10 protein-coding genes are annotated in these 13,074 nt (G+C 68.0%); 5 read left to right on the plus strand and 5 right to left on the minus strand.

What is annotated here, in order from left to right; translation table 11 throughout:
• Positions 1-46: 46 nt before the first annotated feature.
• Positions 47-1,318, minus strand: coding sequence for an MFS transporter (locus tag ACUDP5_RS21335; RefSeq protein ID WP_445657138.1), 1,272 nt, complete (start codon positions 1,316-1,318; stop codon positions 47-49).
• Between the two features lie 295 nt (positions 1,319-1,613).
• Here ACUDP5_RS21335 and ACUDP5_RS21340 point away from each other — a divergent pair, with 295 nt between their 5' ends.
• The 3 genes from ACUDP5_RS21340 to ACUDP5_RS21350 all read left to right on the plus strand — a co-directional run bounded on the left by ACUDP5_RS21340 (position 1,614) and on the right by ACUDP5_RS21350 (position 5,640).
• Positions 1,614-2,132, plus strand: coding sequence for a sigma-70 family RNA polymerase sigma factor (locus ACUDP5_RS21340; protein ID WP_445657139.1), 519 nt, complete (start codon positions 1,614-1,616; stop codon positions 2,130-2,132).
• Entirely contained in the window at positions 2,129-3,142 is a 1,014-nt protein-coding gene (locus ACUDP5_RS21345) for a FecR family protein (RefSeq protein WP_445657140.1), read from the plus strand. Before ACUDP5_RS21340 ends, ACUDP5_RS21345 begins: the two co-directional genes overlap by 4 nt.
• 89 nt (positions 3,143-3,231) lie before the next feature.
• Positions 3,232-5,640 (plus strand): TonB-dependent siderophore receptor, encoded by a 2,409-nt coding sequence (locus tag ACUDP5_RS21350; RefSeq protein ID WP_445657141.1) that lies wholly within the window; start codon positions 3,232-3,234, stop codon positions 5,638-5,640.
• A gap of 94 nt (positions 5,641-5,734) precedes the next feature.
• Here ACUDP5_RS21350 and ACUDP5_RS21355 read toward each other — a convergent pair whose 3' ends face one another.
• From ACUDP5_RS21355 to ACUDP5_RS21370, 4 genes are all read right to left on the minus strand, one after another.
• Positions 5,735-8,119 (minus strand): TonB-dependent siderophore receptor, encoded by a 2,385-nt coding sequence (locus tag ACUDP5_RS21355; protein WP_263912240.1) that lies wholly within the window; start codon positions 8,117-8,119, stop codon positions 5,735-5,737.
• Positions 8,120-8,300: 181 nt separating this feature from the next.
• Positions 8,301-9,242: a FecR domain-containing protein gene (locus tag ACUDP5_RS21360; RefSeq protein WP_445657142.1), complete on the minus strand. Its 942-nt coding sequence runs from the start codon at positions 9,240-9,242 to the stop codon at positions 8,301-8,303.
• Between the two features lie 32 nt (positions 9,243-9,274).
• Positions 9,275-9,802, minus strand: a complete 528-nt coding sequence (locus ACUDP5_RS21365; RefSeq protein WP_263912242.1) for a sigma-70 family RNA polymerase sigma factor — start codon at positions 9,800-9,802, stop codon at positions 9,275-9,277.
• Between the two features lie 135 nt (positions 9,803-9,937).
• Entirely contained in the window at positions 9,938-10,903 is a 966-nt protein-coding gene (locus tag ACUDP5_RS21370; protein ID WP_445659201.1) for a LysR family transcriptional regulator, read from the minus strand.
• A gap of 149 nt (positions 10,904-11,052) precedes the next feature.
• Here ACUDP5_RS21370 and ACUDP5_RS21375 point away from each other — a divergent pair, with 149 nt between their 5' ends.
• A complete protein-coding gene (locus tag ACUDP5_RS21375) occupies positions 11,053-12,030 on the plus strand; it encodes a Bug family tripartite tricarboxylate transporter substrate binding protein (RefSeq protein ID WP_263912244.1) in 978 nt (325 codons plus the stop codon).
• Positions 12,031-12,085: 55 nt separating this feature from the next.
• Positions 12,086-13,039, plus strand: a complete 954-nt coding sequence (locus tag ACUDP5_RS21380) for a nitrate ABC transporter substrate-binding protein (RefSeq protein ID WP_263912246.1) — start codon at positions 12,086-12,088, stop codon at positions 13,037-13,039.
• The last annotated feature ends 35 nt before the right edge of the window (positions 13,040-13,074 follow it).

Consider the following 13,074-nt stretch of genomic DNA (forward strand, 5'->3'; position numbering starts at 1 on the left):
TCGGTCAAAACCCGGTCAGACCCCGGCCAGGCCTGGCCTGGCCCGCCTAGGGCCGGCCCGCCGCCATCGCCGGCACGGCGCGCAAGGCGCCGCGGCGCGGCAACTGCATCGAGATGATGGCCGCCAGCAGCAGTAAGGCGCCGGCCGCGCCGAACGCCACCCAATGCGTGTGGAATCGTTCAAAGGCCCACCCGCCCAGCCACGAACTGATCATGCCGCCGACCTGGTGGCCGAGGTAGGTCAGGCCGTACAGCACGCCCACCAGCCGCACGCCGTACACGTCGGCCAGGATGGCGGACGACAGCGCGATGCTGCCCGCCCAGACCACGCCGCCGATGGTGGCGGCCAGGTACAGTTCCCAGTGCGCCCCCACCATCACCAGCGCAAAGAAGCCCAGCCCGCGCACCAGGTAGATGGTGGCCAGGATGTTGCGGCGCTCGACCTGATCCGACATGCGGCCCAGCACCAGCGTGCTGAAGATGGCGACCAGGCCGATGAGGCCGATGCCCAGCGAACTGGTGGTGGCGTCAAAGCCATGATCCATCAGCATGGGCATGCCGTGGGTGCCGAGCAGGTTCATGCTGAAGCCACAGGCGAACAGCCCCAGCGCCACCTGCCAGAACGGCAGCGTGCGCACGGCCTCGCCGATCTTGGCGTCCGGTGCCTTGGCGGCCGCCTTGGCCGTGGCCGTTTTCTCGACGATCTGGTGCGGCAGCAGGTCGGTGTGTTCGGGCGCCTGGTCGCGCATGACGAACAGCGCCACGGGCACGTTCAGCAGCGCGAACAGCACGGCAAAGCCCAGCAGGGTTTCCTGCCAGCCGACGGCCGAGATGGCAAAGGTGAGCGTGGGCGTCATCAGCGCGATGCCCGCCATGGACCCGGTGGACAGAAAGAACAGCGCCATGCCGCGCTGGCGCGTGAACCAGCGGCTGATCACGGGGGTCAGCGCAACCGGGCTGGTGAAGGCCAGGCCGATCGACAGCGCCACCCCGAAGGCCAGCAGGAATTCGAGGGGGCCGCGCGCGAACACGGTCCAGATGGACGAGGCCACGACGATGGCCGTGCCGGTCAAGAGCACGAAGCGGGTGCCGCGCGCGCTGACCAGATAGCCGGCCAACGGCATGCCCAGGCCATAGCACAGCATGCCGACCGCGACGATGCCCGACAGCAGGCTGCGCGAAAAACCCAGGCCGTCGGCCATGGGCAGGAAAAACGGCCCGATGCCCATCCGCAGGCCCACCGTCAACAGGGTGAGTACCGTGGCGGCGCCGACGATGTTCCAGCCGAAATACCAGCCGCCTGATTCTTGCTTCTCCACTTGCCTCGCTCCTTGTCTTCTTATTGGTGAATTCTTGTCGCCCGGGGCGCTTCAAGATCTCAGACATCGCAGGGGATGCGTGCAAACGAAAGCCGGCCGCCAGACGCGCCATATTACTCCCGGCTATATGGACGGGATGCGGCGGCGACAACGACCTGTCCGGTGGCCGGTCGGCCGGCGGTGGGTTCGCAATTTCCAGCTGACCAAATATAATTGAGTGTTATTTTCATTACCAAACCCCTTCCCGAACGGCTGCCCAGGCGGCTCTTTTCCCACCCGCCTCTGCGCGTTTTCGATGCCCACGGCCGCGTCCCGCCCCGATCCCGACCTGCATGCCTGGTATGTCGACCACGGCGGCTGGCTGCTGGGCTGGCTGAAGAAGAAGCTGGGCTGCCCGCACAACGCCGCCGATCTGGCGCACGACACCTTTGCGCGCATCCTGACGTCGCGCGATGCGCTGGCCGCGGTCAACGAACCGCGCGCCTATCTCTCGGTCACGGCCAGCCGGCTGATCATCGACCAGGCCCGCCGCCGCGAGGTCGAAGCCGCCTACCTGGCCGAGCTGAGCCTGGCGCTGCGCGACCAGCCGGGCGCGCCGTCGCCGGAACAGATCCTGATGACCTCGCAGGCGCTGGCGCAGATCAGCGCCATCCTGGACGGGCTGGCCGAACGGCCGCGCCAGGCGTTCCTGCTGCACTACCTGGATGGCGAGACCCACGCCGCGATTGCCGCGACACTGGGCGTGTCCGACCGCATGGTGCGCAAGTACCTGGTGTCGGCGCTGGTGCATTGCCATGAACAGGTGCAGGCATGAGCGCGGCCGGCACACCGTCCATCGCGCACGAAGCTGCCCAGTGGCTGCTGCGCCTGACCGAGGATGACGCCAGTCCGGCCGAACGCGAACGGCTGCGGGCGGACTTTGACGCCTGGAAGCGCGAACATCCGCAGCACGAAGCCGCCGCGCAACGTATGGAGTCCGTGCTGGCGCAGCTGGGTGCGCTGCGTGACGACGCAGCGGGACAGACGCAGCCGTTGCACGCGGGCTTGAGGGCAGGCTGGGCAGCCGGTCGGCGCCGCCGCGTGCGCCGCGCCATGGCCGCCCTGGCGCTGGCGGGCGTGCTGGCCGCGCCGCTGGCGGGGTTCCTGCATTTCTATCCCTCGTCGTATCTGCTGGCCGACATGCGCAGCGGCGCCGGCCAGTGGCAGACGCACGTCCTGTCGGACCAGAGCCGCGTGACGCTCGAACCGGGCACGGCGCTCAACCTGCATTTCGATCCGCAGCGGCGCGAGGTGGAACTGGTGCGCGGCGACATCCTGGTGGAAGTCGCCAAGGATGCCGCCCGGCCGTTCACGGTGCGCACGGCCGAGGGCACGGTGCGCGCGCTGGGCACCCGCTTCGTGGTGCACGCCGAGGCCGGCGTGACCGTGCTGACCATGCTGGAATCCAAGGTGCGGGCCACCTCGCGGCAAGCGGCGGGCGGCGCGGGGCGCGAGGTGTCGGCCGGCCAGGCCTTGCGCATCACCGCGCAGGGCCTGGGCGAACCGACGGCCGTGGACGTGGCCGCGCTGGAAGACGCCTGGAAGTACCGCCGCCTGGTGGTGCAGGATCAGCCGCTGGTCGACGTGCTGGATACCCTGGCGCGCTATCGGCCGGGCGTCATGCGCATCGACCGCGAGGCGCTGGCCGGCATGCAGGTCAATGCCGTGCTGCCGCTGGACGACCCCGAGCGCGCGCTGCAATTGCTGGCCAGCAGCTTCCCGATCCGGGTGCGCATGTTGACCCCTTGGCTGGTGATGATCGACCGGGTGGCGCCCGCCCGCTGACTTTTTTTACTTTTTTTCGCTGCAACGGTTCCGCTTTTTCCGCGTGGCGCGTCATAGCAATCAGGACACTCACGCACACGGAACCCGCTATGCCCTTGCCGACCCTGACCCACCGCCTGACCCCGCTGGCGCTTTGCCTGGCGCTTGCCGCCCTGGGAGGCGCCACCGCCCTGCCCGCCCACGCGCAGCAGCAGACCGACGCCGCGTTGCCGTACGACATTCCCGCCGGGCCGCTGGCGCCGGCGCTTAACCGCTATGCCCAGCAGGCGGGCGTGGCGATATCCGTGGACGCCAGCCGCATCCAGGGCCTGACCACGCCGGGCCTGCGCGGACGCTATCGGGTGGACGAAGGTTTTCGCGCGCTGCTGGCCGGCAGCGGTTTCGCCGCCACCCGCAGCGCGGGCGGCTATGTGCTGACCCCGCAGCCGCAACCCGGCGCCACCACGCTGCCGGCGGTGCGCGTCAGCGGCCAGGGCGTGCCCGGCGCGCTGGACCCGACCGCGGGCCTGCTGGCCTCGACCAGTTCCAGCGCCACCAAGACCGACACGGCCCTGATCGAAACGCCGCAATCGGTGTCGGTCATCACCCGCGAACAGCTGGACGAACAGAAGCCGCGCAGCGTGTCCGAAGCGCTGCGCTATACGCCCGGCGCCTTCACCGGCCTGGTGGGCGCTGCCGACCGCTACGACTACGTGGCATTGCGCGGCTTCATCGAGAACAGCACCGACAACACCATCTACGACGGCCTGAAGCTGCTGAGCGATTCGGGCACGTTCAGTTCGATCCAGATCGACCCGTACTTCGTCGAGCGCATCGACGTGTTCCGTGGCCCCTCGTCGGTGCTGTTCGGCCGCAGCGCGCCGGGCGGCCTGGTGCAACTGACCAGCAAGCGCCCGCTGTTCGAGCCGTATCGCTCGGTAGAGGTGTCGTACGGCACGCAGGGCCAGAAAAGCGCGGGCTTCGACCTGGCCGGCCCGGTGGACGACCAGGGCAAGGTGGCCTACCGCGTGACCGGCCTGGGCCGGTCCACCGACACGCAGTTCGACAACACCCGGGAAGAGCGTTACGCGATTGCGCCGCAGGTGATGTTCAAGTTCACGCCGGACACCAGCCTGCTGCTCCAGGCCTATTTGCAGCGCGACCCCAGCGGCGGCTTCCATAGTGGAGTGCCGGCCGACGCCAGCATCACCAACGACCACGCCGGCCAGCGCATTTCACGCCACTTCGTGGATTCGGACCCGGACGACAATCAGTTCAAGCGCAACGAACGCATCTTCGGCTACCAGTTCGACCATCGCTTCAATGACCGCTGGACGTTCCGCCAGAACGCGCGCTACGTGTCGTCCGACGTGCGCCTCAAGCAGGTCTACGGCTATGGCTGGGCCAACGATACCGAGCTGACGCGCTATTACTCGGGCGCCCGCGAAACGCTCAGCGCCTTCGCCATCGACAACCAGTTGCAGGGCAGCTTTGAAACCGGCGCGGTCAAGCACACGCTGCTGCTGGGCTTGGACTACCAGCATCGCCACGCCGATGGCCGCTGGGATTCAGGCTCGGCGTCGAACCTGGATGCGTTCCACCCCGACTATGCCAATGGCGACGTGCAGATCACCAGCCGCACGTTCTTTGACCGCAAGCTGGAGCAGACCGGCTTCTACCTGCAGGACCAACTGGCCTACGACCGCTGGCGCCTGACGCTGAGCGGCCGCCAGGACGAGGTGCGCACCACGGATTCGAGCCGCACCGGCGCCTACCTGTCGGACAAGAACTGGAACGGCTCGACGTTCACCAAGCGCGGCGGGCTGGTCTATCTGTTCGACAACGGCGTGTCGCCGTATGTGAGCTATAGCGAATCGTTCAACCCCAACGCCTATGTCGACCGCCAGGGCAACCTGCTGCCCCCGACCCAGAGCAAGCAATACGAAGTGGGCGTGAAATACCAGCAGCCCGGCACCGAGAACATGGTGACGCTGGCCGTGTTCGACCTGACGCAGGACAACGTTGCCAACCGCGTGCTGGCGCAGACCTACTACACCGCGGCGGGCAAAGTACGTTCACGCGGGATCGAGCTGGAAGGCAAGACCCGCCTGACCGACAACCTGACGATGCTGGCCGCCTATACCTTCACCGACATGCGCTACCGCGAGTCGGCCGAAGGCCTGGCGGGCAAGACGCCCTACCAGGCGCCGCGCCACATGGCGTCGGTGTGGGGCGACTATCAGTTCGACAACGGCCTGGGCGTGGGCGCCGGCGTGCGCTACGTGGGCACCAGCTGGGCCGACAACACCAACACGCTGAAAGTGCCGGCGTACACGCTGCTGGACATGTCGGTGCGCTACGACCTGGGCCGGCTGTCGTCCTCGCTCAAGGGCATGAGCGTGCGGGTCGCGGCCAACAACCTGCTGGACAAGACCTACGTGGCCTCGTGCGCCAGCCTGAACTACTGCTACTACGGCGAAGAACGGAACGTCGTGGCGACGTTGAAGTATGCGTTCTGAGGCACGCGTTCTGCAGCGGTTCTATCCCGCGCTTGCCGACTGAAGCAAGCCCTTGCGCCGCGGCACTGTCCGCGGCACAAGGCACTCTGCGCGCCTACCAGCGATAGCGTGCCGTCATCACCACCGTGCGCTCGGCGCCGCGGTAGCACTCGCCCATGTAGCAGATCGAGTAGTAGTCGCGGTTGAACAGGTTGGTGGCATTCAGCGCCAGGCGCCACGGGCCCGTTTCGTAATGCACCACGGCATCGACCAGGGCCACGCCGGGCTCGCTGGAGGTGTTGTGCTCGTCGTTCTGGCGCCGGCCGGTGTAGCGCACCCCGGCGCCCGCGCCCAGGCCTTGGGCCAGCGTGTAGTCCAGCCACAGCGCCGCGGTGTGCCTGGGCACGCCCATCGGGATTTTGCCGACCTCTTGTGGATCGCCGCTGCTGCGCACCTTCATGTCCAGCAAGGTGTAGGACGCAGCAACGTTCAGGCCGCGCATCAGTTCGCCCTTGGCTTCGAGTTCAATGCCGCGGGCGCGCTGCTTGCCGGTCTGGCGCTGTTCGTCGGTGATGGGGTTGTAGCTGACGATGTGGGTCTTGTTCAGGTCGAACACGGCCACGGTGTACAGGCTGCGCGAGCCGGCCGGCTGGTATTTGACGCCCACTTCCACCTGCTTGCCGCGGCTGGGCTTGAAGGGGTTGTTGTCCGCGTCCACGCCGCTGTTGGGCACGAACGATTCCGAATAGCTGATATAGGGCGCCAGGCCGTTGCCCACCAGGTAGGTCAGGCCGGCGCGACCGCTGAAGGCGTTGTCCGTCTGCGTCTGGTGGGTGTCGTGCAGGCGATCGTCCGTGGTGGACGTGACCCGGTCCTGCCGCCCGCCCAGCGTCACGATCCAGTGGTCGTCCAGCTTGATCTGGTCTTGCAGATACAGGCCGGCCTGGCGGATCGTCTGGCGGTAGTCGGCCAGCGGGTTGGTGGGCGTCGCGATGGGCACGCCATAGACAGGGTTGCGCAGATCCAGGTCGGGCGCCGGGCCGATGTAGCGGTTGGCCTTGGCGCGCTGTTCGCTCCAGTCGAACCCCATCAGCACGGTGTGTTCGGTGCCCCAGAGCCGCAGATTTCCCTGCATCTGGGTGTCCACCACCGATTGGCTCAGCGGGTCGTCCCAGGTGCGGGCGACGCGGGAAATGGCGGTGACGTCTTCGTTGACCTCGTCCGTCCAGATCACCCGCCGGTCCATCGACAGATGGCTGTAGCGGAAATTCTGGCGCAAGGTCCACGCCTCGTTGAAGCGATGCTCCAGCAGGTAGCCGATGGATGCCTGCTCGCTGCGCATGCGGCTGAAACCCGGGTCGCCCATCTTCACGTCGGTAAGCTTGTAGTCCTTGGCGAAATAGTAGGGATCTTCACCGGTCTTGTTCTTGATGTACTCGGCCAGCAAGGTCACCGACGTGGCGGCGCTGGGCTGCCAGCGCAGCGAGGGCGCCAGGTACAGGCGCTTGCGGTTGATCTTGTCGCCATTGGGGTATTTGTCCTGGTCGTCGCTGTCCAACCCCACCCCCACCAGCCGGTAGCTGAGCGCGTCGTCCTGGCCGAAGGCGTCGCCCAGGTCGAAGGCCAATTGCTTGCGCTCGTAGCTGCCGTATTGCACCTCCACCTCGCGGATGCGCTCACCGGTGGGACGTTTGCTGATGCGGTTGAGAACGCCCCCGGCATCGCCCTGCCCGAAGGTCATCGACGACGGGCCGCGCAGCACTTCGATGCGTTCCAGGCCGTAGGGCTCGGTGGAGTAACGGGTGACGCCGGTGGGCGTCTGCGCCAGGCCGTCGCGGAACGACACGTAATAGGTCGAGAAGCCACGCAGGTTGATGTATTCCCAGCCGCGGTTATCGGGGCCATAGGTATTGCCGGACACACCCGGGGTGTACTGGACGGCGTCCATCACATCCAGCGCGCCGCGCGCGTCCATTTCGTCGCGGCCGACCACCGAGATGGACTGCGGCACTTCCAGGATCGGCGTGTCAGTCTTGGTGGCGGTGGCGGTACGGCTGGCGGCGTAGCCGGGTACGGCGCTGAAGGCGGTTTCGCCGGTGACGGTGACGGCGGGCAGCGTGGCAACGCCAGCCGCAGGCGCCTCGCGCAGCACATAATTGCCACCGCCGCGATGACGCGCATCGAGTCCGCTGCCGGCCAGCAGATGGGCCAGGCCGGCGTCCACGGCGTAGCTGCCGCGGATACCGGCGGACTGGCGGCCGCGGGTCTGGTCGGCGTCGAACGACAACGTGATGTCGGCGGCAGCGGCATAGCGGCTCAGCGTGACGTCCAGCGGACCGGCGGGGATATCGTAGCTGCGGACCGAGGGTGCGGCCTGGGCCCGAGCGGCCGGCGCCAGCGGACTTGCGGCCGAGGCGGCCCAGACGGCCGCGGCGAGCAGGACGGGCAACAGGCGCGGGACGCCCAAGGCGCGCGGCGGCCGGGAAGATAGACCAGACATCAAGGGAAACGCAGGGCGGACAACGGCGGCTTGCGGCTTGCGGGACACGGCGGCTCTCATAGGCAGGACAGGACATGCCACACGGTCCAGACAGGGCAGGCAGCCCCCGGACCAGGCGGCTCTATCTGGTAGGCCGGATGAGAACGGGAAAGAGCAACCCCGCGATGAAAATATTTTTGGATCAACGCGGCACGACACGCACCCAGTAGCGGGTGCGGGTGCGTAGCGCCACGGGCAGCGAAGCCGCCACGTTTTCCAGCACCGCATCGGTATCGGCCAGGCGGAAGGCGCCCGACAGGCGCAGATGGGCCACCGCCGGATCGCACGAGAGGCTGCCGCTGCGATAGCGCGCCAGCTCGGCGATGAAGTCACCCAGCGGCTGGTCAATGGCGACCAACCGACCGTCGACCCAGGCGGCCTGGCCCTGCACCACGGGCTGGGGCGCGGCGGTGGCGCGCGCCGTCAGCAGGCTTTGCTGGCCGGCCGACAGGCGCTGCGAAGCGATGCCCGGATCGGCAGGCTGCAGCAGCACGGCGTCCTGGAATACCGCCACCCGCGTGGCATGTTCTTCGCGGCGCACCGAGAAACGCGTGCCCAGCGCGCGCACGCTGCCGTCCGGCGTCAGCACTTCAAAGGGCCGGCGGCCCACGTTGTCGGGCGCGGTCTGCACCAGGACTTCCCCTTGGTACAGGCGCAGCAGCCGGCGTTCGGACCCGTAGTCGACGTCAACGGCAGACCCGGTATTCAGATAGAGCATGCCGCCGTCGGGCAGCGTGACGGTGCGCCGTTCGCCGGTGGCGGTGCGCAGCCCGGCGGTCAGCACCCGCCATGCAGGCGCGTTGTACATGCCCAGCGCCGCCCCGCCCCCAGCCAGCACGGCCAGGGCGAGCAGGCGCCGGCGTTGCTGTTGGCGGGCGGCCTGCAAGGTGGGCAACAGCAGGTCGCCGGGCACGCTGCCCAGGCGCTCTTGCAAATCCAGCATGCGCGCCCAGGCCTGGCGATGGCGGGCGTCGGCGTCCAGCCATCGGCCCCAACCGGCCCGCGTTGCCTCGTCCGCGTCGGTGTCCTGCAAGGCCACGTACCAGCGCGCGGCCGCTTCAAGCGTTTCTGCGGAAACCGTCATGGATCAGTACGTTGCAACACGGTAGGAAGTCTCTATGGCCTGCCGACTTGCACACCCTGGTCGGCGGCCAGCAGCAGGCATTGCGTCAGCGCGCGCACCATGTGGTTCTTGACGGTGGTGACGGAAACGCCGAGCTTGGCGCCGGCTTGGGCGTAGGTCAGTTCCTCGAACTGCACCAGCAGGAAGATCTCGCGGGTGCGCGGCCCCAACTCGTCCAGCATGCGGTCGATGGCCAGCACGGTTTCCAGCACGATGGCGCGCGCCTCGGGCGAAATGGCGACCGGCTCGGGCCGCGCGGCCAGGGTTTCCAGGTAGGCGCGTTCGATGGCCTGGCGGCGATAGGCATCGGTCACCAACCCGCGGGCGATGGTGGCCAGGTATTCGCGCGGACGCAGGATGGCTTCGACGTTGCGGTTGGCCAGCACGCGCAGGAAGGTGTCCTGCGCCAGGTCGGCGGCGTTGTCGCGGTTGCCGAGCTTGCGCCGCAGCATGCCCACCAGCCAGGGGTGGTGGTCGCTGTAGAGCGCTTCGAGAGAGAGGGTGGGGGCCTGGTCTGACATGGGGCGAACGTGACGCCCATGCAACCGAGCGGCTTAAGAATGAATATTATTCTCGATTCTAGCCGAGAGGCCTGCCGCCGTGGCAGGGGAAAAATCGGGCCGTTGCGGCAAACCCACGGCATCCATTCCGCCCCCCTATCGGCTGCGGGGGGCTTGCCGCCCGCCACGCGCCGGCTTGGGCCGCCCCTGCGCCGGCCCCGCCGCGATCAGCGCATCCACGCGTTGCAGCTTTTCCGCCGCCACCTCGCGTAAATGCCGGATCAGCAACTGCGCCGCGGGCGACGGCGGGCGCGCCTTGGGGTAGATCAGGCCGTATTGCAGCGGCGTTTCGGGTTCGAAGCGGCGGATCTGCGCCCCCAGGTGCGTCTGCGTGAGCGCCGTCAACGGATCGCTCAGCGCCGCGCCGCAGCCGCGCACCGCCAACTGGCAGGCGATGAAGCCGAACGACACATCGAACTGGGCCTCGGGCTGGTAACCGACCTTGGCGAAGGCGCGCGCGTAGCGGTGGTACAGCGCGCCGCGCAGCGGCAGCCCGATGAAGCGGCCCTGCCCCAGGATCTGCGGCGTAATCACCGCCTGCGCCGCACGCGGATCGTCGGGCCCCAGAATGGCGACGGCGCGCGATTCGGCCAGCACCTCGGTGGTAAGCAGCGCGTGTTCGACCGGCAATTGCGCCAATGCCAGGTCGAAATGCTGCTGGCTGATCCAGGCATCCACATTGGGCGGCATGCGCGCATTGATGGTGACGCCGAAGGCATTGTCTTCCTGCACCGCGCGGGCCACGGCCTCGACCAGCAGGCCTTCGATCAGGTGCTGGGCCACCAGCACGTTGACGTGGGTGCGGTTCTTGCGCCGCGCGCCGCGGGCATATTCGGTGACGGCGTCGCCGGCCCGCAGCATCTCGTCGATGCGCTGGTAAAAGCCCTGGCCCTGCTCGGTCAGGGACAGCCGCCGCCCTTCCTTGACCAGCAGCGGAAAGCCCGCCTCTTCTTCCAGCGTCGCCAGCAGGCGGCTGACCTGTGACGCGCTGCGATGGATGCGCAGCGATGCCTCGGCAATGCTGCCGCCTTCGACAAAGGCGCGCAGCGCCTCCAGGGCCATGAAGTTCAAGATGCGTCTCCAGACAGTTGCGAGATATGCAAGTTTTATGCCGAATTTCGACATTGACGCACATTACCCCTCGTCCTGACAATGGCCCTGCCGATGGCGCTCAACGATGGCGCCGTCGTAAAAACAGCAAGGGGAATTCCATGAACGCAGTACACCGACTGGCCGCCGCGGCCGCACTTTGCCTGGGCCTGGCCGGCGGGACGCAAGCCGCGGATGCCTACCCGTCCAAACCCGTCAAGGTCATCGTCCACACCCTGCCCGGCGCGTCGTCCGACGTGCTGGCGCGCGCCGTCAGCAAGGCCATGGGCGAGCAGCTGGGGCAGTCTTTCGTGGTGGAAAACCGCTCGGGCGCCGGCGGCGCGATCGGCGTGGATGCCGTGGCCAAGGCGGCGCCGGACGGCTATACGCTGCTGGCCGGCGCGTCCAGCGCGATGGTGATGCTGCCCATCGTGCTGAGCCGCAAGCTGCCGTACGACGAGAACAAGGACTTCGCGCCGATCGGCATCATTTCGCGGTCGCCGTTCGTGCTGGTGGCCAGCAAGGCGTCGGGCATCCGCAGCGTGCAGGACCTGATCGCCCGCGCCAAGGCCGAACCGGGCAAGCTCACCTACGGCAGCGCCGGCCCCGGCACCAATCCGCACCTGCTGGGCGAACTGTTGAGCCAGTTGGCCGGCATCCAGCTGTCGCACATTCCGTACAAGGGGCCGGCGGCGGCCGAATCCGACCTGATCGGCGGCACCATCGACATTCTGTTCGATACGCCGTCGTCCGCCCTGCCCTACGTGAAGTCGGGCAAGACGGTGGCCATCGCCGCCACCAGCGACGCCCGCGTGGCCGAGGCGCCGGACGTACCGACCGTGGCCGAACTGGGCTATCCCAGCCTGACGCTGTACGGCTGGACGGCGCTGTATGCGCCGGCCGGCACGCCGCCCGCGGTGGTGGAGAAGCTGCAGGGCGCCCTGCGGCAGGCGCTCAAGACCCCGGCGCTGCGCGAGTTCATCCTGAATTCGGGCAACGACATCCTGGACCTGTATGGCGACGACCTGCTCAAGATGCAGGTCGGCATGCAGACCTTCTGGCGCGACATCGTGAAAGCCCGCGGCATCCGCCTGGACTGAACGGCTTCTTTTCCCATCCCTGAACCGCGGCCGTCCGGCCGCGAGGACGACTCCCATGAAGATCAAGATCCGGCTCGCCGTGCGCGACTGGGATTACATCGTGCCGCTCGCACTCGGTGACGTCACCGTCCCCGGCATCGACCTCGACGTCCATCGCGTAGGTACCCTGCCCGACGACCTGGCGAGCGACCCGCGCTTCGATGCCGGCGAGATGTCGATGAGCCGGTACTGCCTGGGCCGCGCCCGGGGCCGCACCGACATCGTCGGCGTGCCGCATTTCCTGATGCGTGGCTTTCGCCACCGCTGCATCATTACCGCGCGGTCCAGCGGCATCACCCGGCTGGACCAGTTGGCCGGCGCCCGCATCGGCATGACCGGCTGGCAGGATTCGGGCAACACCTGGACGCGCGCGCTGCTGCGACGCGAGGGCATCGGCGTGGACGACGCCCGCTGGCAAGTGGGCCGCCTGACCGGCGCGCATCCCATCACCGACCGCCTGGGCGGCTTTGGCCGGCCCGGCGTGATCGAGGCGGCGCCCGGCGAACGGCCGCTGGTGGACCTGCTGCGCAGCGGCGAACTGGACGCGGTGTTCACGCCCTTCATGCCCGACGGCTTCTTCGATGCCGGCTCGGACCTGCGCCAATTGCTGCCGGCCTGCCGCGACAGCGAGGTGGATTACTTCCGTCAGGTGGGCTACGTGCCGGGCATCCATCTGCTGGGCATCAAGCCCGCGCTGGCCTGCGCCCACCCGTGGATCGCGCAGGCGCTGAGCGAAGCGCTGGACGCGTCCGCCACGCTGTGGCTGGACAAGCGCCGCAAGTATGCCGACACCACGCCCTGGATTCTGGACGAGCTGATCCAGACCTCGCGCGACCTGCCCGCCGGCTGGAACCGCAACGGGCTGGAGCCGAATCGGAAGATGATCGCCGACTTCGCCACCGAACTGCATGCGCAGCAACTGACCGATCGCGTCATGACGCCGGACGAGCTGTTTCCGCGCGCGCCCTGAACGCCGATCGACGCCTCAAGAACCACCGCCAAGGA

The organism is Achromobacter sp. NCFB-sbj8-Ac1-l (assembly GCF_052695805.1).